18 protein-coding genes and 2 tRNA genes are annotated in these 16694 nt (G+C 66.5%); 16 read left to right on the forward strand and 4 right to left on the reverse strand.

The window, feature by feature from the left end; all coding sequences use genetic code 11:
• Positions 1-72: 72 nt before the first annotated feature.
• The 7 genes from ACI766_RS09210 to ACI766_RS09240 all read left to right on the forward strand — a co-directional run bounded on the left by ACI766_RS09210 (position 73) and on the right by ACI766_RS09240 (position 4089).
• A tRNA-Ala gene (locus ACI766_RS09210) sits at positions 73-148 on the forward strand.
• 46 nt (positions 149-194) lie between these two features.
• Positions 195-270: transfer RNA gene (locus tag ACI766_RS09215), tRNA-Glu, on the forward strand.
• Between the two features lie 158 nt (positions 271-428).
• Positions 429-971, forward strand: a complete 543-nt coding sequence (locus ACI766_RS09220; RefSeq protein WP_003091415.1) for a TetR/AcrR family transcriptional regulator — start codon at positions 429-431, stop codon at positions 969-971.
• An 11-nt stretch (positions 972-982) separates the two neighbouring features.
• Complete coding sequence (locus ACI766_RS09225) at positions 983-1840, forward strand: alpha/beta fold hydrolase (RefSeq protein ID WP_023104571.1); 858 nt, start codon at positions 983-985, stop codon at positions 1838-1840.
• Positions 1841-1952: 112 nt separating this feature from the next.
• Entirely contained in the window at positions 1953-2600 is a 648-nt protein-coding gene (locus ACI766_RS09230) for a bifunctional 4-hydroxy-2-oxoglutarate aldolase/2-dehydro-3-deoxy-phosphogluconate aldolase (RefSeq protein WP_023104570.1), read from the forward strand.
• On the forward strand, positions 2600-3037 hold the full coding sequence (locus ACI766_RS09235; protein ID WP_003111181.1) for an acyl-CoA thioesterase: 438 nt from the start codon (positions 2600-2602) through the stop codon (positions 3035-3037). The genes ACI766_RS09230 and ACI766_RS09235 overlap by 1 nt, the downstream gene beginning before the upstream one ends.
• Before the next feature lie 92 nt (positions 3038-3129).
• Complete coding sequence (locus tag ACI766_RS09240; RefSeq protein ID WP_023084087.1) at positions 3130-4089, forward strand: tRNA dihydrouridine synthase; 960 nt, start codon at positions 3130-3132, stop codon at positions 4087-4089.
• A gap of 14 nt (positions 4090-4103) precedes the next feature.
• On the opposite strand, the gene ACI766_RS09245 is transcribed toward ACI766_RS09240, so the two are convergent.
• Positions 4104-4850 (reverse strand): SDR family oxidoreductase, encoded by a 747-nt coding sequence (locus ACI766_RS09245; protein WP_003104218.1) that lies wholly within the window; start codon positions 4848-4850, stop codon positions 4104-4106.
• Positions 4851-4866: 16 nt separating this feature from the next.
• Positions 4867-5670, reverse strand: coding sequence for a glyoxalase/bleomycin resistance/extradiol dioxygenase family protein (locus ACI766_RS09250; RefSeq protein WP_003091406.1), 804 nt, complete (start codon positions 5668-5670; stop codon positions 4867-4869).
• A 157-nt stretch (positions 5671-5827) separates the two neighbouring features.
• Here ACI766_RS09250 and ACI766_RS09255 point away from each other — a divergent pair, with 157 nt between their 5' ends.
• Entirely contained in the window at positions 5828-6277 is a 450-nt protein-coding gene (locus tag ACI766_RS09255) for an Hsp20 family protein (RefSeq protein ID WP_003091405.1), read from the forward strand.
• Between the two features lie 43 nt (positions 6278-6320).
• On the opposite strand, the gene ACI766_RS09260 is transcribed toward ACI766_RS09255, so the two are convergent.
• Complete coding sequence (locus tag ACI766_RS09260; RefSeq protein WP_003119739.1) at positions 6321-7649, reverse strand: SGNH/GDSL hydrolase family protein; 1329 nt, start codon at positions 7647-7649, stop codon at positions 6321-6323.
• Between the two features lie 111 nt (positions 7650-7760).
• Here ACI766_RS09260 and ACI766_RS09265 point away from each other — a divergent pair, with 111 nt between their 5' ends.
• Positions 7761-8672 carry a LysR substrate-binding domain-containing protein gene (locus ACI766_RS09265; protein ID WP_003111185.1) on the forward strand — a complete coding sequence of 304 codons (912 nt, stop codon included), beginning with the start codon at positions 7761-7763 and terminating at the stop codon, positions 8670-8672.
• A gap of 79 nt (positions 8673-8751) precedes the next feature.
• A complete protein-coding gene (locus ACI766_RS09270; protein ID WP_023084090.1) occupies positions 8752-9129 on the forward strand; it encodes a RidA family protein in 378 nt (125 codons plus the stop codon).
• Positions 9130-9221: 92 nt separating this feature from the next.
• Here the strand turns inward: ACI766_RS09270 and ACI766_RS09275 are convergent, their stop codons facing one another.
• A complete protein-coding gene (locus ACI766_RS09275) occupies positions 9222-10115 on the reverse strand; it encodes a LysR family transcriptional regulator (protein ID WP_003091401.1) in 894 nt (297 codons plus the stop codon).
• A 162-nt stretch (positions 10116-10277) separates the two neighbouring features.
• Here ACI766_RS09275 and leuC point away from each other — a divergent pair, with 162 nt between their 5' ends.
• From leuC to ACI766_RS09305, 6 genes are all read left to right on the forward strand, one after another.
• Entirely contained in the window at positions 10278-11702 is a 1425-nt protein-coding gene (leuC, locus tag ACI766_RS09280; RefSeq protein ID WP_061189781.1) for a 3-isopropylmalate dehydratase large subunit, read from the forward strand.
• Positions 11703-11713: 11 nt separating this feature from the next.
• Complete coding sequence (gene leuD, locus ACI766_RS09285) at positions 11714-12352, forward strand: 3-isopropylmalate dehydratase small subunit (RefSeq protein WP_010793227.1); 639 nt, start codon at positions 11714-11716, stop codon at positions 12350-12352.
• Positions 12353-12423: 71 nt separating this feature from the next.
• Positions 12424-13185 carry a class I SAM-dependent methyltransferase gene (locus ACI766_RS09290; RefSeq protein ID WP_010793226.1) on the forward strand — a complete coding sequence of 254 codons (762 nt, stop codon included), beginning with the start codon at positions 12424-12426 and terminating at the stop codon, positions 13183-13185.
• Between the two features lie 58 nt (positions 13186-13243).
• Entirely contained in the window at positions 13244-14326 is a 1083-nt protein-coding gene (leuB, locus tag ACI766_RS09295) for a 3-isopropylmalate dehydrogenase (protein WP_003091395.1), read from the forward strand.
• A gap of 69 nt (positions 14327-14395) precedes the next feature.
• Positions 14396-15508: an aspartate-semialdehyde dehydrogenase gene (gene asd / locus ACI766_RS09300; protein ID WP_003111187.1), complete on the forward strand. Its 1113-nt coding sequence runs from the start codon at positions 14396-14398 to the stop codon at positions 15506-15508.
• A gap of 101 nt (positions 15509-15609) precedes the next feature.
• Positions 15610-16620, forward strand: coding sequence for an aspartate-semialdehyde dehydrogenase (locus ACI766_RS09305; protein ID WP_003115016.1), 1011 nt, complete (start codon positions 15610-15612; stop codon positions 16618-16620).
• The last annotated feature ends 74 nt before the right edge of the window (positions 16621-16694 follow it).

The raw sequence follows: 16694 nt of genomic DNA on the forward strand, positions 1-16694 counted from the left end.
CAATGGATGAACGTGTCGACGACCGGAAGGTTGTCGAAGCGATCGGAAGATCGCCCGCCTGATGGCGAATTCGGGGCTATAGCTCAGCTGGGAGAGCGCTTGCATGGCATGCAAGAGGTCGACGGTTCGATCCCGTCTAGCTCCACCACATTCCAAGGCCAGCATCGCTGGCCTTACTTTTCGAAGGTTTCATTGTCCCCTTCGTCTAGTGGCCTAGGACACCGCCCTTTCACGGCGGTAACAGGGGTTCGAGTCCCCTAGGGGACGCCACTTTTTCCCGCTCTGCGGGGCTCTATAGGGCCATTCCGAATTGGAATGGCCCTTTTGTTTTTTCCCTTTTCGAATTTCCTGACAGACGGCCCGGCCGTACGCTTGCCGATTTTTATTATGCATATAATATTTCATCCATAATATTTTCGGAGATCGTCATGAGCGACAAGAAAACCCAGACCCGTGCCCGCATCCTCGGTGCCGCCACCCAGGCCCTGCTCGAGCGGGGCGCCGTCGAACCTAGCGTCGGGGAAGTGATGGGCGCGGCGGGGCTCACCGTCGGCGGCTTCTATGCCCACTTCCAGAGCAAGGATGCGCTGATGCTCGAGGCGTTCGAGCAATTGCTCGGCAAGCGCCGCGAACTGCTCGGCGAACTCGATCCCGGATTGTCGGGAAAGGAGCGTCGTGCCTTGGCGGCCGCCTTCTACCTGTCGCGCAAGCATCGGGACGCACAGGTCGACGCCGGTTGTCCGCTGCCGGCGACCCTAGCCGAGGTGGCGCGCCTGCCGGAGGGGTTTCGCGAGGTCTTGAGCAGACATGTCGAGATCATGGTCGCCAGCCTGGCGGAAAGTCCCGAGGAAACCGACGTCGCCCTGGCCGACCTGGTGCTGATGATTGGCGGTTTGGCGCTGGCCCGGGCATTGGGGCCGGGGGAGCTGTCCGACCGGGTTCTGCGTGCCGCCAAGCAGGCGGTGAACTGAGGAGGTGCGAGATGAGCAGCCTGACCTGGATTCGCGGTTTCAACGGGACGATCGGCCGCATCGCGCCGCGTTGGACGGCCGAGCGTATGCGTCGGACGTTCATGGTGCCTGGCGAGTGGCCGCCGAAGGATTGGGAGCTGCCGCTGCTGGCCAGTTCGGAGCGCGTCACTCTGCGCTTCGGGCTGTCGGTGTTGCGCTGGGGCGAGGGGCCGGCAGTCCTGCTGCTGCATGGCTGGGCCGGCAGGCCGACACAGTTCGCCCATCTGATCGAGCAACTGGTCGGCGCGGGTTATTCGGTGTATGCCCTCGATGCGCCGGCCCATGGCCGCTCGCCGGGCAGGGAGGCGAACGTGGTGCTGTTCGCCCATGCCTTGCTGGAGGCCGCTGGCGAGTTGCCGCCGCTGCGTGCGGTGGTCGGTCATTCCCTGGGTGGCGCGGCGGCGTTGCTGGCGGCCCAGATGGGGCTGCGCAGCGAAGCGCTGGTGACGGTCTCGGCGCCGTCGCGGATTCTCGAACAGTTGCGCCTGTTCGCTCGTTTCGTCGGTTTGCCGGCCCTGGCTCGCTCGCATTTCATCCGCCTGGTCGAGCGTCAGGCTGGCATATCCGCGGCGTGCCTGGATGTGGCGCGCTACCGTCTGGAAATGCCCGGGCTGGTGGTGCATGCCGACGACGACACGCGCGTAGCGTTGGAAAATGCCGAGCGCATCCATGCCGCCTGGCCGGCCAGTCGCTTGCTGCGTCTGCCGGGCGGCGGCCACCACCGACTGCTCGGCGAGCGCAGGCTGAGCGAGTCGCTGCTGGCGCTGCTCGAGGAGCGCCCGGCGATGCGCGCTTGCCGGCGCGTGGAAAAGACGGCGAGCGCTTCCTGAGGCGCGTAGCAGAGGGGTTGTCGTTGTCCTGACCTCGGTTCTTCGGTAAAAAGCGCTGTGGCCCGCGCGGAGCGATCCGGCGGGGCGAACCGTTTCGAATCGAGGAGTGCCCATGACATTGCCGCTGGATCGGGTCCTGCAGCAGGCCAGCCCGGTATTGCCGGTGCTGGTGATCGAGGACGTGGCGCTGGCGCCCGACCTGGCGCGCGCGTTGTATGCGGGCGGCGTCACGGTGCTGGAACTGACGCTGCGCACGCCGCAGGCGCTGGACGCGATCGCCGCCATCCATCGCGAGGTGCCCGAGGTCCTGCTGGGGGCGGGTACCCTGATCCACACCGAGCAGTTTCTCGAGGCGCGCGACGCAGGCGCACAGTTCGCCGTCAGCCCCGGATGCACGCCGCGCCTTGCCGCCGCCGCGGAGGATGCCGGCCTGCCATACCTGCCCGGGGTGATGACGCCTTCGGAAGTGTTGCTGGCGCTGGAGTACGGTTATCGCTCGCTGAAGCTGTTCCCGGCCGATGGCACTGCCAGCGTGAAAATGCTGAAAAGCCTGAAGGGGCCGTTCACCGGCATCCGCTTCTGCCCGACCGGCGGGGTCAACCTGGACAACCTGCTGAATTTCCTCCGCCTGCCCAATGTCGCCTGTGTCGGCGGCACCTGGCTGGCGCCGCCGAGCTTGATCCGGGCGCGGGCCTGGGATCAGATCACACAACTGGCCAGGGAAGCGCGCGAACTGGCCGGCAGCCTGGAGCAGCATTGATGAATTGGGACTACGCCGATCCGTTCGTGATCGACCTCAGGGTCCTCACCGAGGACATCGACGGGCTCGGCCACGCGAACAACGCCGTCTACGTCAGTTGGTTGGAGCGCTGCGCCTGGCGCCACTCGCAGCGGCTGGGCCTGGACCTGGCCGAGTACCGCCGGCTGGACCGGGCGATGGCGGTGCTGCGCCACGAGATCGACTACCTGGCCGCGGCCTACGAGGGCGACGAACTGCAACTGGCGACCTGGATCGTCGAGTCCGACCAGCGCCTGCGGATGAACCGGCGCTTCCAGTTGGTACGCCCGGCGGATGGTGCCACGCTGCTGCGGGCGCAGACCACCTTCGTCTGCATCGAACTGTCCAGCGGCAAGCCGAAGCGGATGCCGGCGGAGTTCATCGACGGCTACGGCCAGGCTCTGCTCGCCGGGGCCTGACCCGTCGCGCGTCGGCCGGCAGGCATTCGCACTTTGTTCCGGGCGGCGGATTCTCTAGAATCCGCCGCCTGTCATTTTCGAGGTAGTGGTTCGTGCAAATCGCCCTGGCGCCGATGGAAGGTCTGGTGGATGAAATCCTCCGCGACGTGCTGACCCGCGTCGGCGGCATCGATTGGTGCGTCACCGAATTCATCCGCATCACCGATCGCCTGCTGCCGGCCACGGCTTTCCACAAGCTGGCGCCGGAGCTGCGCGACGGCAGCCGGACCTGCGCCGGGACGCCGATGCGTGTGCAGTTGCTCGGCTCCGATCCTGCGTGCCTGGCGGATAACGCCGCGTTCGCCTGTGAGCTGGGTGCCCCGGTGATCGACCTGAACTTCGGTTGTCCGGCCAAGACCGTGAACCGCTCGCGCGGCGGCGCGGTATTGCTCAAGGAGCCGGAGCTGATGCACGACATCGTCGCCGCCGTGCGTCGCGCGGTGCCGAGCGAGATTGCTGTGACCTCGAAGATGCGCCTGGGCTACGACAGTCCCGACGGCGCCCTGGATTGTGCGCGGGCCCTGGCCGACGGCGGCTCGGCCCATGTAGTGGTGCATGCCCGGACCAAGGTCGATGGCTACAGGCCGCCGGCGCACTGGGAATGGGTGGCGCGGGTGGCCGAGGCGGTGCGCGTGCCGGTGTTCGCCAACGGCGAAGTGTGGACGCTCGACGACTACCTGCGTTGTCGCGAGGTCAGCGGGGTGGAGGACATCATGCTCGGTCGCGGCCTGGTCTCGCGTCCTGGCCTGGCTCGGCAGATCGCCGCCTGGCGCGATGGCGGCGAAATCCGCGAGATGCCCTGGAGCGAGCTGTTGCCGCTGCTGCGCGACTTCTGGCTACAGGCCCGGCGCAAGCTCGCCCCGCGCTATGCCCCGGGGCGTCTCAAGCAGTGGCTGGGCATGCTCACGCGCACCTATCCCGAAGCCGTCGAGCTGTTCGCGCGGATTCGCCGGGAAAGCGATTGCGAAACCATCGACCGGCTGTTGCAGGTGTCGTTCAGCCAGGCGGCCTAGCTTGCGTAGCAGGCCTAGCGGCCGCCGCTGACATCGATGAAGGTGCCGGTGCTGTAGCTGGCTTCGTCCGACGCCAGCCAGAGAATCGCCCGCGCGACTTCCTCCGCCGTGCCGCCGCGTCCTAGCGGTATGCCGCCCTTCAGGCGTTCGATACGGCCGGGCTCGCCGCCGCTGGCGTGGATCTCGGTATCGATCAGTCCGGGCCGCACCGCGTTGACCCGGATACCCTCCGCCGCCACTTCCCTGGCCAGCCCGATGGTCATGCTGTCGATGGCGCCCTTGGCGGCGGCATAGTCGATGTATTCGTTGGGCGATCCCAGCCGCGAGGCCATCGAGGATACGTTGACGATGCTGCCGCCGCGCCCGCCGTGGCGGGTTGACAGGCGCTTCACTGCCTCGCGGGCGCAGAGGAAGCTGCCGGTCACGTTGGTCGCGAATACCCTGTGCAGGCGCGCCGCGTCGATGTTTTCCAGGCGCGTCTGCGCTTCCAGCATGCCGGCGTTATTGACCAGCACGTCGAGGCGGCCGAAACGTTCGTCGATGGCGGCGAACAGCCGCTCGACATCGCCTTCCTCGGCTACGTCGGCCGCCACCGCCAGGGCTTCGCCGCCCTGGCGCTCGATGCGCTGGCGCAGCGCTTCGGCGGCCTCGCGGTTGCGCAGATAGTTGAGGACGACCGCATAGCCGCGCTCGGCGGCGAGCAGAGCGGTGGCGGCGCCGATGCCGCGGCTGGCTCCGGTGATCAGCATGACGTTGCGCATGATGATGCTCCCCAGGTCAGTAGCGAGTGAAGGTCAGGTAGTCGGCGTCCCAGCCCAGGCCCTGCCAGAACAGGTTGGACAGCGGCGCGTCAAGGGCCGATTGCGCGCGGATCAGGCCGGCGCCGCGCGAGCGCAGGGCCTCCTCGGCACTGCCCACCAGTTCCCGGGCCAGGCCCTGGCGGCGGGCCTGCGGCAGTACGTAGAGCTCTGCGATCTCTCCCACCCGTGCCTGACCGTCCTCGATCTGCCACAGGTGGGCGAGGACGAAACCGCGGGGATGCTGCTGGGCCTCCGCCAGCCAGAGCAAGCGGTTGCGCGAGGCGGCCAGGAGCAGTGCCTGGATCGCCTGCTGGTCGCCGGCATCCAGGGTTTCCCCGGCTTCGCGGACATTGGCTTGCCAGAGCGCGGCCACCGCGGGGACGTCGTCGGCGCTGGCCAGGCGAACCCGGTGTTGCTCTGGCGTCGCATCGAGCTCCTGGCCGACCCGCAGCAGGTTGCCGTCGGGATCGACCAGGGCGAATTCGCGCATACCCCAGGGCTGGTCTTCCAGGGCCGTGATGCGTGGAATCCCCTGGCCGCCCAGGCCGAGGGCCGCGGCCTGGCGATGCAGCGCCTGGGCGTCCTCCAGGCGCAGGTAGGCAGCGCTGCAATTGGTCTTCGGTTCGAGCGCTTCGAACAGCGACAGGTGCAGCTCCAGGGCGCCGCGCTGGAGGATGGCGTAGGTCGGATAGCGAGCGCCAAGGTGGAAGCCGAGGGACTGGTAGAAGGCGCTGGCGCTGTCCAGATCGCGGCAGGGGAAGGTCGGGATTGCGCGTTCCATAGCGACGGTTCTCGAAAGGATGAGTTTCGATCTGAGCACGACGAACGGTCGTTCTCAAGGCTCTTGAAATACTTCCGATGATCCCTATCTAGTTCGTGCGGGATGCCGAAGACGGGTTCCGCACCAGAGTACTTGCTGATAATTCAGGAGATTCGCAATGAGCAACGCTTTTTCCCTCGCCCCGCTGTTCCGTCATTCCGTAGGCTTCGATCGCTTCAACGATCTGTTCGAGTCGGCCCTGCGCAATGAGGCCGGGAGTACCTACCCGCCCTACAACGTCGAAAAGCACGGTGACGACGAGTATCGCATCGTCATCGCCGCCGCCGGCTTCCAGGAAGAAGACCTGGACCTGCAGGTCGAGCGCGGCGTGCTGACCGTCAGTGGCGGCAAGCGCGAGAAGTCCACGGACAACGTGACCTACCTGCACCAGGGCATCGCCCAGCGCGCCTTCAAGCTGTCGTTCCGCCTCGCCGATCATATCGAGGTCAAGGCGGCTTCGCTGGCCAACGGCCTGCTGAACATCGACCTGGTGCGGCTGGTTCCGGAAGAAGCCAAGCCGAAGCGTATCGCCATCAATGGCCAGCGCCCGGCACTGGACAACCAGTAACCGTCAGCGGTGATCGAAAAAAGGCGCCTTCGGGCGCCTTTTTTCATTTCGTTGCGCTATCGGCCCGGGGCTCCGCCGGTAGGCCGTCGGGCACCTCGTCCAGCAGGACGTCGAGGTCGACGGCGGCCGCCATCGCCCGGTTGCCTTCGTCGCTGGGGTGCAGATGGTCGCCGGAGTCGTAGCGCGCGGCGAGCCGCGACGGCTGCTCCGGATCGCGCAATGCCGCGTCGAAGTCGATCACCGCATCGAAGGCGCCGGCATGACGGATCCACTCGTTAACCTGCCTGCGCAGGGCTTCCTTGGCGGGATGGTAATAATCGCTCAACGGCGTGCCGGGCAGTGCGCCCTCGAACGGCGTGAGGGTCGCGCCGACGACCCGGATACCCCGGTTGTGCGCCCGTTCGATCAATTGCCGGTAGCCGGCGATCAGCGCTTCCAGGGTGGGCGGTGCGGCATTCCGGGCGAAAGCGGTACCGGGCCAGGCAATGTCGTTGATGCCGAGCATCACCACCATGCTGCTTGCGCCTGGCTGGGCCAGTACGTCGCGGTCCAGACGTGCCAGCGCGCTCGCGCCCATGCCGTCGCTCAGCAGACGGGCGCCGGAAATCCCCGCATTGACCACGGCGACGCCATGCGGGGCCAGGCGTTCGGCGAGGAAGTCCGGCCAACGGCTGTTCCGGTCGAGGCTGGCGCTGGCTCCGTCGGTGATCGAGTCGCCGAGCGTCACCAGCGTCCGCGTTGCCGTTTCGGTTTCGACCAGGATACCTGTCAACAGCAGGCGCGCGCTGGTGCTCTGGCTGTCCGCCGCGTCCAGCTGCAATGCGTGGCTTTGGGTCTGCTCGCCGGCGACGATCCAGCCCGTCTGGCGGCCGTCCCAGTGGAAGGTTTCCATGGGCGTGGCGGCCGGCAGGTAGAGACTCACCAGCACCTGCGAGAGCGCGGCCACCGGCATCGCCACCGGATCGCTGAGTAGCGTGGCGCCGGGCGCGATGGTCGCCGTCCGGCGTCCGCCAAAGGTCACGTCATGCAGGCTGCCGGTGGCGACCGCGGCGCGCTCGGAACCGGGTTTGGCCAGGGTGGCCCGGCCGATCCGGATCGGGCGCTTTCCATAGGTATTTGCCAGGACGATGCGCACGCGTGTTCCTCCCAGGCTGATTCGCGCCAGTTGCCGCACCGTCTGGTCGTGCAGTTCGGCCGGCACGTTGCTGGGAAACAGGAAGTCCTCAGCCCAGACCGGCTGCGGGCTGGCCTGCCAGCTGGCGGTCCAGGAAGCGGCCGGCGCGGCGCAGGCGTACAACAGGCTCGTCGCGAGCGCGAAGGCCCGGGTTGCGCTGGAGGTCGCGGCGGGAAGTCTTTCGATGGGTCGTTTCATGTCGTTGAATTCAGTGGTTATCCTGTAGCTGATGATGAATTCAAAGATTTAAGGGAAATAGACCGTAGCGGGGAACATCATTTATGAAGCGAAATCATCAGGCAGGGCGCCATGGCCCGGCTTGAAGTCAACCGTTCCGGCGAACTGGAGGTGTTTGCCCGGGTCGTCGAGTCGGGGGGCTTTTCCGCCGCCGCTCGACGTTGCGGCATGACGCCCTCGGCAGTCAGCAAGCTGATCACCCGGCTCGAACAGCGCCTGGGAACCCGCTTGCTGAACCGCTCCACCCGTCAATTGCAACTGACGCCCGAGGGATGCACGTTCTACGAGCGCGGGGTGCGTATCCTGGCCGACCTGGAGGAAGCCGAGCGGTGTGCGAGCGAAAACGCGGCGCCGCGCGGGCGCTTGCGAGTCAACGCCAACGTGCCTTTCGGACATCATTTCCTGCTGCCGCTGGTGCCCGAGTTCCTCGCGCAGCATCCCGAGGTGACGCTGGATATCGTGCTGACCGATGAGGTCGTCGACATCCTCGAGCAGCGCACCGACGTGGCCGTGCGCGCGGGGCCGCTGAAAAGCTCGAGCCTGGTGGCGCGCAAGCTGGGGAGCACGCGCATGCTGATCGTCGGTGCGCCGGCCTACCTGGCCCGGCATGGCATGCCGGCCACGCCGCAGGCGCTGCTGGGGCACAACCGCCTCGGCGCCAACTATGTGCGAACGCGCTCCGGCTGGCCGCTGCGGGACGCCGGCGAGGAACTCGTGGTGCCGTTGTCGGGCAACGCCCAGGCCAGCGATGGCGAGGCGCTGCGCCGTCTGGCCGTGGCCGGCCTGGGCCTGGCGCGGCTGGCCGCGTTCCAGGTGCGCGAGGACATAGCCGCCGGTCGCCTGATTCCCGTGCTCGAGGCATACAACCCGGGCGACCTGGAGGAAGTCCACGCCGTCTACGTCGGCCAGGGCGGCTATCTGCCGCTGCGCGTGCGGGCGTTCCTGGACTTTCTGGCGGAGCGCGTCGATATGAGCCAGGGTTGATCGCAGTGCTACATGAATACGCCGATTCCGCGGCCGAAAGCTTTTCTTCCTAGCGCTTCAGTAACAGGAGGCAATCCAGATGAGCGATGACATCCAGCGTTACCCCAGCAGCCTGCCGTTTCCCTTTTCCCGCGCGGTGTGGGCCGGCGGCTTCCTGTTTCTTTCCGGACAGGTGCCGATGAGTCCGACCGGCGAGGTGGTACGTGGCGATATCCAGACCCAGACCGAAGCGGTGATGGCACGCATCGGCGAGACCCTGGAGAGCTGTGGCGCGCGTTTCGACCAACTGGTGAAGGTCACCGTCTGGCTGTCGGACATGGCCCACTTCGCCGGTTTCAACGAGGTCTACCAGCGTCATGTGCAGGGGGCCTTGCCGGTACGCTCGACGGTGACCGCCGGGCTGGCGCTGGGGGTCGACGTGGAGGTCGAGGTGCAGGCGTGGGTCGGCGAGGGCTGAGTCGCGAGGGCATTGGCATGCAGGTCGGGTGAGCGCTGGCCGCGGACGGCGAAGAGGGAAGGGCCTACCCGTGGCGTCCGACCTGAATCGCTTCAGGCCGCTGGAGTGCCGTTGCCGAATGCCTGTTCGTCGAGCAGGCGCATGAAGGCGCGCGCGGCGTTCGACAGGGTCCGCTCGGTGTGCAGGATGTAGCCGAGCTGGCGGCTGAGCTGGATGTCCTGTAGCGGCAGGCGCACCACCTGGTCGTCGAGCATGGTCCGCGGCAGCACGCTCCAGGCCAGGCCGATGGAGACCATCATCTTGATGGTCTCCAGGTAGTTGGTGCTCATGGCGATGTTCGGCGTCAGCCCTTCGGCTTCGAACATGCGCCGCACGATGTGGTGGGTGAAGGTGTTGCCGCCGGGGAATACCGCGGGGTGCTTGGCGACGTCGGCGAGGAACACCGTGCCCTGTCGGGCCAGCGGGTGCTCCGGGGCGGCGACGAAGTCCAGCGGGTCGTCCCATACCGGGACTGCGCGCACCGGTTCGGCGGTTTCCGGGGCCAGGGTGATCACCGCCAGTTCCGCACGACCATGAAGGATCTCCTCGTAGGCCACTTCCGAATCCAGGAACTGGATATCCAGCGCCACCTGCGGATGCGCCCGGGTGAAGGCGCGCAGCAGCGGCGGCAGGCGATGCAGGCCGATGTGGTGGCTGGTGGCCAGGACCAGCCGGCCGCTGACCTCGCCGGTGAGGTTGTTCAGCGCCCGGCGGGTGTCGTCGAGCACGTTGAGCAACTGGTAGGCGCGCGGCAGCAGGGCGCGGCCGGCCTCGGTGAGGTTGACCTCGCGGCCGACCCGGTCGAACAGCCGGGCATTGAGCTGCTGTTCGAGGGCGGCGATGCGCTTGCTCACCGCCGGTTGGGTCAGGTGCAGGCGCTCGCCGGCTTCGGAGAAGCTGCCGGTCTCGGCAATGGCGATGAAGGTGTTGAGGCTGTTCAGGTCCATTGCGGGCCTCCGCTGGTTTCGGCTGCCCGGAGCTTAGCGCCAATGGATTCCTGTTGGGAATGCTTTGGATGAAAAATATGAATTTGAGTTATTCGTAGACAAGCCATAGGATCATCCTCACAAGCCCTGTGGGCATAGAAATGAGCTGATGAGGAAATCCCGATGGCCGGCAAGACCCTCTACGACAAACTCTGGGACATGCACCTGGTCAAGCAGCGCGACGACGGTTCGGCGCTGATCTACATCGACCGCCATATCCTGCACGAAGTGACCTCGCCGCAGGCCTTCGAGGGTCTTCGCCTGACCGGGCGCAAGCCGTGGCGGATCGACGCCAACATCGCCACCCCGGACCACAACGTGCCGACCACCCGCACCGAGCGCAAGGGCGGCATCGCCGCCATCGCCGACGAGGTCTCGCGCCTGCAGGTGCAGACCCTCGACGAGAACTGCGACGACTTCGGCATCACCGAATTCAAGATGAACGACGTGCGCCAGGGCATCGTCCATGTGGTCGGTCCGGAGCAGGGCGCGACCCTCCCGGGGATGACCGTGGTCTGCGGCGACTCGCACACTTCCACCCACGGCGCCTTCGGCGCGCTGGCCCACGGCATCGGCACTTCCGAGGTCGAGCATGTGCTGGCGACCCAGTGCCTGGTGGCGAAGAAGATGAAGAACATGCTGGTCAAGGTCGAAGGCAGGCTGCCGGCCGGCGTCACGGCGAAGGATATCGTCCTCGCGGTGATCGGCAGGATCGGCACCGCCGGCGGCAACGGCCACGCCATCGAGTTCGCCGGCAGCGCCATCCGCGACCTGTCCATCGAAGGGCGGATGACCATCTGCAACATGTCGATCGAGGCGGGCGCCCGCGTCGGCCTGGTCGCCGTCGACCAGAAGACCATCGACTACGTGAAGGGCCGGCCCTTCGCGCCGAGCGCCGAGCAATGGGACCAGGCCGTCGCCTGCTGGCAGGGGCTGGTGTCGGACGCCGATGCCCGCTTCGATACCGTGGTCGAGCTGGACGCCGCGCAGATCAAGCCGCAGGTCAGCTGGGGCACGTCGCCGGAAATGGTCCTGGCCGTGGACCAGAACGTGCCGGACCCGGCCCGCGAGAGCGACCCGATCAAGCGCGGTTCGATCGAGCGCGCCTTGAAGTACATGGGCCTGCGGCCGAACCAGGCGATCACCGACATCCAGCTGGACCGGGTATTCATCGGTTCCTGCACCAACTCGCGGATCGAGGACCTGCGCGCTGCCGCCGAAGTGGCCAGGGGCCGCAAGGTCGCCGCGACCATCAAGCAGGCGCTGGTGGTGCCGGGTTCCGGGTTGGTCAAGGAGCAGGCCGAGAAGGAAGGCCTGGACCGGATCTTCATCGAGGCCGGCTTCGAATGGCGCGAGCCGGGCTGTTCCATGTGCCTGGCGATGAACCCGGACCGGCTGGAGAGCGGCGAACACTGCGCCTCGACCTCCAACCGCAACTTCGAGGGCCGTCAGGGCGCCGGTGGCCGTACCCACCTGGTCAGCCCGGCGATGGCCGCCGCCGCGGCCGTCAACGGCCGCTTCATCGATGTCCGCGAATTGCTCGCCTGAGGAGAACCGAGATGAAACCCTATACCCAGACGACCGGTCTCGTCGCTCCGCTGGATCGCGCCAACGTCGATACCGATCAGATCATTCCCAAGCAATTCCTCAAGTCGATCAAGCGCACCGGCTTCGGCCCCAACCTGTTCGACGAATGGCGCTACCTGGATGTCGGGCAGCCGGGACAGGACAACTCGAAGCGTCCGCTGAACCCGGACTTCGTCCTCAACCAGCCGCGCTACCAGGGCGCCAGCGTACTGCTGGCGCGGGAGAACTTCGGCTGCGGCTCGTCCCGCGAGCACGCGCCCTGGGCGCTGGACGAGTACGGTTTCCGCACGGTGATCGCACCGAGCTATGCCGACATCTTCTTCAACAACAGTTTCAAGAACGGCTTGCTGCCGATCATCCTGCCCGAGGCCGAGGTGGACGAACTGTTCCGCCAGGTCGAGGCGAACGAAGGCTACCAGTTGTCCATCGACCTGGCGGCGCAGACCGTTACCCGTCCTGATGGCAAGGTGCTGGGTTTCGAGGTCGACCCGTTCCGCAAGCATTGCCTGCTCAACGGCCTCGACGACATCGGCCTGACGCTGCAGGACGCCGATACGATCCGTGCCTTCGAGGACGGCTACCGCCAGCAGCAGCCCTGGCTGTTCCGCTGAGCGCCACGCGAGTCCCCTTGCCGGGCGCATCCTGGGTAGGGTGCGCCCGGTTTTTCTCCCGGAGTAGGTTCATGAGCGACCACGATGACGTTGTCCAGCGCCAGTTCGGCGCCCAGGCTTCGGCCTACCTGAGCAGCGCCGTGCATGCCCAGGGCGAGGAATTCGCCTTGCTGCGCGACGCCCTGGCCGGGCGCCCGGAAGCGCGGGTCCTCGACCTGGGCTGCGGCGCCGGCCACGTGAGCTTCCAGGTCGCCGCCCTGGCAGGGGAGGTGGTGGCCTACGATCTTTCCGCCGAGATGCTCGCCGTGGTGGCGCAGAGCGCCGCGGAACGGGGCATGGCGAACATCCGTACCGAACAGGGCAAGGCGGAGAGCCTGCCCTTCGCCGACGGCGAGTTCGATTTCGTCTTCAGTCGCTATTCCACCCATCACTGGCGCGACGTCGGCCTGGCCCTGCGCGAGGTGCGGCGGGTGCTCAAGCCCGGCGGGGTGGCGATCTTCGTCGACGTGGCGGCGCCCGGGCAGGCCTTGCCGGATACCTTCCTGCAGACCGTCGAGATGCTCCGCGACACCAGCCATGTGCGCAACTACTCGCCGGCCGAGTGGGCGCGCCTGAGCGGCGAGGCGGGGTTGCTGGTCACCGGAAGCCGGCGCCAGCGCCTGCGCCTGGAGTTCCAGTCGTGGGTCGAGCGGATGCGTACGCCGGAGGTGTTCCGCCAGGCGATCCGCAGCCTGCAGCTGGCGGTGGGCGAGGAAGTCAGGGAGTATTTCGAGATTGCCGACGACGGCTCGTTCAGCACCGACGTGCTGGTGCTGTGGCTGCGTCGGGAGTGACGGTTCGATCGCGGCGGCGCATGCCCGCCGTTCAATGAATGAAGGACAAGAGGGTGTTATGAGCAAGCAGATCCTGGTTCTCCCCGGTGACGGTATCGGCCCGGAAATCATGGCGGAAGCGGTCAAGGTGCTGGAACTGGCCAACGACAGGTTCCAGCTCGGCTTCGAACTGGCCGAGGACGTCATCGGTGGCGCGGCCATCGACAAGCACGGCGTGCCGCTGGCCGACCAGACCCTGCAGCGCGCGCGCCAGGCCGATGCGGTGCTGCTGGGCGCGGTAGGGGGGCCGAAATGGGACAGGATCGAACGCGATATCCGTCCCGAGCGCGGTCTGCTGAAGATTCGCTCGCAACTGGGCCTGTTCGCCAACCTGCGTCCGGCCATCCTCTATCCGCAACTGGCCGCGGCCTCCAGCCTGAAGCCGGAAGTGGTCGCCGGGCTGGACATCCTCATCGTCCGCGAACTGACCGGCGGCATCTACTTCGGCCAGCCCCGCGAGCAGCGCGTGCTGGAGAACGGCGAGCGCCAGGCCTACGACACCCTGCCGTACAGCGAGAGCGAAATCCGTCGTATCGCCCGCGTCGGTTTCGACATGGCCCGCGTACGCAACAACAGGCTCTGCTCGGTGGACAAGGCCAACGTTCTCGCCTCCAGCCAACTGTGGCGGGAAGTGGTGGAAGAGGTGGCGAAGGACTACCCGGACGTCGAGCTTTCCCATATGTACGTGGATAACGCCGCCATGCAACTGGTGCGCGCGCCCAAGCAGTTCGACGTGATGGTCACCGACAACATGTTCGGCGACATCCTGTCGGATGAGGCTTCCATGCTGACCGGTTCCATCGGCATGCTGCCTTCTGCCTCGCTCGACGCGAACAACAAGGGCATGTACGAACCCTGCCACGGTTCCGCCCCGGACATCGCCGGTCAGGGCATCGCCAACCCGTTGGCGACCATCCTCTCGGTCTCGATGATGTTGCGCTACAGCTTCAGCCAGGCGACCGCCGCCGACGCCATCGAGCAGGCGGTGAGCAAGGTCCTCGACCAGGGGCTGCGCACCGGCGACATCTGGTCCGAAGGCTGCCGCAAGGTCGGCACCCGGGAAATGGGCGATGCCGTAGTCGCGGCACTCAAGAATCTGTAATCTGACGGGCTTGGCCGGCGCCATGATGGCTGCCGGCCAGCTCACTTCTCTCATATAGGTGTAGTTGCGATGAAGCGTGTAGGTCTGATCGGTTGGCGCGGGATGGTGGGTTCCGTACTCATGCAGCGGATGCTGGAAGAGCGGGACTTCGACCTGATCGAGCCGGTGTTCTTCACCACGTCGAACGTCGGTGGCCAGGGCCCGGAAGTGGGCAAGGACATCGCTCCGCTGAAGGACGCCTACAGCATCGACGAGCTGAAGACCCTCGACGTGATCCTGACCTGCCAGGGCGGCGACTACACCAGCGAAGTATTCCCCAAGCTGCGCGAGGCCGGCTGGCAGGGCTACTGGATCGATGCCGCCTCCAGCCTGCGCATGGAAGACGACGCGGTGATCGTCCTCGACCCGGTCAACCGCAAGGTCATCGACCAGGCCCTGGACGCCGGCACCCGCAACTACATCGGCGGCAACTGCACCGTCAGCCTGATGCTGATGGCCCTGGGCGGGCTGTTCGACGCCGGCCTGGTCGAGTGGATGAGTGCCATGACCTACCAGGCCGCCTCCGGCGCCGGCGCGCAGAACATGCGTGAACTGCTCAAGCAGATGGGCGCCGCCCATGCATCGGTGGCGGATGACCTGGCCAACCCGGCCAGCGCGATCCTCGACATCGACCGCAAGGTGGCGGAGACCCTGCGCAGCGAAGCCTTCCCCACCGAGCATTTCGGCGCGCCGCTGGGCGGCAGCCTGATCCCCTGGATCGACAAGGAACTGCCCAACGGGCAGAGCCGCGAAGAGTGGAAGGCCCAGGCGGAGACCAACAAGATCCTCGCCCGCTTCAAGAACCCGATCCCGGTCGACGGTATCTGCGTGCGCGTCGGCGCCATGCGTTGCCACAGCCAGGCGCTGACCATCAAGTTGAACAAGGATGTGCCGCTGACCGACATCGAGGGCCTGATCAGCCAGCACAATCCCTGGGTCAAGCTGGTGCCGAACCACCGCGAGGTAAGCGTGCGCGAGCTGACCCCGGCCGCCGTCACCGGCACCCTGAGCGTTCCGGTCGGGCGCCTGCGCAAGTTGAACATGGGCTCCCAGTATCTCGGCGCCTTCACCGTCGGCGACCAGTTGCTGTGGGGCGCTGCCGAGCCGCTGCGGCGCATGTTGCGCATCCTGCTGGAGCGCTGATCGATCCGGCGCCGTCCGCAATGGGCGGCGCCTCGATTGCCTGGGCGAAGGTGGGCAAGTAAAGTGCCACGCCTATTTCGCAGACCGCCGAGGCTTTTCCCATGTCCCAGCCCCTCAATGTCGCAGTCGTAGGCGCCACCGGATCGGTTGGCGAGGCTCTGGTCGGTCTCCTCGACGAACGCGACTTCCCGCTTCATCGTCTGCACCTGCTGGCCAGCGCCGAGTCGGCCGGGCAGCGCATGGGTTTCGCCGAAAGCAGCCTGCGCGTCGGCGATGTCGATAGCTTCGATTTTTCCAGTGTCGGCCTGGCCTTCTTCGCCGCGGCAGCCGAGGTGTCGCGTGCCCATGCCGAGCGCGCCCGCGCGGCGGGTTGTTCGGTGATCGACCTGAGCGGCGCCCTGGAACCGAGCGTCGCACCGCCGGTCATGGTTTCGGTGAATGCCGAACGCCTGGCCTCGCAAGCGGCGCCGTTCCTTTTGTCCAGTCCTTGCGCCGTAGCCGCCGAACTGTGCGAAGTGCTGGCGCCACTCCTGGCCACGCTGGATTGCCGGCAACTGAACCTGACAGCCTGCCTCTCCGTCTCCAGCCTGGGGCGCGAAGGGGTCAAGGAACTCGCCCGGCAGACCGCCGAACTGCTCAATGCGCGCCCCCTGGAGCCGCGTCTCTTCGACCGCCAGATCGCCTTCAACCTGCTCGCGCAGGTCGGAGCGGTGGATGCCGAGGGACACAGCGCGATCGAGCGGCGCATCTTCGCGGAGGTGCAGGCCTTGCTTGGCGAGCGTATCGGACCGTTGAACGTTACCTGCATCCAGGCGCCGGTATTCTTCGGCGATAGCCTCAGCGTGACCCTGCAGTGCGCGGAACCGGTGGACCTGGCCGCGGTGACGCGGGTCCTCGATGCGACGAAAGGTATCGAATGGGTCGGCGAGGGCGATTATCCGACGGTGGTCGGCGATGCCCTCGGCCAGGACGAGACCTATGTCGGCCGGGTGAGGGCGGGGCAGGCTGATCCCTGTCAGGTCAATTTGTGGATTGTGTCTGATAATGTGCGAAAAGGTGCCGCGCTGAATGCCGTGCTCCTGGGTGAGTTGTTGATAAAACACTATCTGTAAAAGATACTTACCCACAGATTTGTAGAATTATTCGAGCTTGTTAATACTGGTTCGATCCGCTGCTGCCGGGGAGC

It is taken from the genome of Pseudomonas sp. DL, assembly GCF_047199225.1.
GTDB classification, from domain to species: domain Bacteria; phylum Pseudomonadota; class Gammaproteobacteria; order Pseudomonadales; family Pseudomonadaceae; genus Pseudomonas; species Pseudomonas aeruginosa.

Excerpts from the sequence above, each read along its gene's own strand:
- ACI766_RS09235 (WP_003111181.1), top strand. The coding sequence starts at position 2,600 with ATGAATTGGGACTACGCCGATCCGTTCGTGATCGACCTCAGGGTCCTC.
- ACI766_RS09255 (WP_003091405.1), top strand. The coding sequence starts at position 5,828 with ATGAGCAACGCTTTTTCCCTCGCCCCGCTGTTCCGTCATTCCGTAGGC.
- asd (WP_003111187.1), top strand. The coding sequence starts at position 14,396 with ATGAAGCGTGTAGGTCTGATCGGTTGGCGCGGGATGGTGGGTTCCGTA.
- ACI766_RS09265 (WP_003111185.1), top strand. The coding sequence starts at position 7,761 with ATGGCCCGGCTTGAAGTCAACCGTTCCGGCGAACTGGAGGTGTTTGCC.
- ACI766_RS09260 (WP_003119739.1), bottom strand. The coding sequence starts at position 7,649 with ATGAAACGACCCATCGAAAGACTTCCCGCCGCGACCTCCAGCGCAACC.
- ACI766_RS09270 (WP_023084090.1), top strand. The coding sequence starts at position 8,752 with ATGAGCGATGACATCCAGCGTTACCCCAGCAGCCTGCCGTTTCCCTTT.
- leuB (WP_003091395.1), top strand. The coding sequence starts at position 13,244 with ATGAGCAAGCAGATCCTGGTTCTCCCCGGTGACGGTATCGGCCCGGAA.
- ACI766_RS09250 (WP_003091406.1), bottom strand. The coding sequence starts at position 5,670 with ATGGAACGCGCAATCCCGACCTTCCCCTGCCGCGATCTGGACAGCGCC.
- ACI766_RS09220 (WP_003091415.1), top strand. The coding sequence starts at position 429 with ATGAGCGACAAGAAAACCCAGACCCGTGCCCGCATCCTCGGTGCCGCC.
- ACI766_RS09230 (WP_023104570.1), top strand. The coding sequence starts at position 1,953 with ATGACATTGCCGCTGGATCGGGTCCTGCAGCAGGCCAGCCCGGTATTG.
- ACI766_RS09225 (WP_023104571.1), top strand. The coding sequence starts at position 983 with ATGAGCAGCCTGACCTGGATTCGCGGTTTCAACGGGACGATCGGCCGC.
- ACI766_RS09290 (WP_010793226.1), top strand. The coding sequence starts at position 12,424 with ATGAGCGACCACGATGACGTTGTCCAGCGCCAGTTCGGCGCCCAGGCT.
- leuD (WP_010793227.1), top strand. The coding sequence starts at position 11,714 with ATGAAACCCTATACCCAGACGACCGGTCTCGTCGCTCCGCTGGATCGC.
- leuC (WP_061189781.1), top strand. The coding sequence starts at position 10,278 with ATGGCCGGCAAGACCCTCTACGACAAACTCTGGGACATGCACCTGGTC.
- ACI766_RS09275 (WP_003091401.1), bottom strand. The coding sequence starts at position 10,115 with ATGGACCTGAACAGCCTCAACACCTTCATCGCCATTGCCGAGACCGGC.
- ACI766_RS09245 (WP_003104218.1), bottom strand. The coding sequence starts at position 4,850 with ATGCGCAACGTCATGCTGATCACCGGAGCCAGCCGCGGCATCGGCGCC.
- ACI766_RS09305 (WP_003115016.1), top strand. The coding sequence starts at position 15,610 with ATGTCCCAGCCCCTCAATGTCGCAGTCGTAGGCGCCACCGGATCGGTT.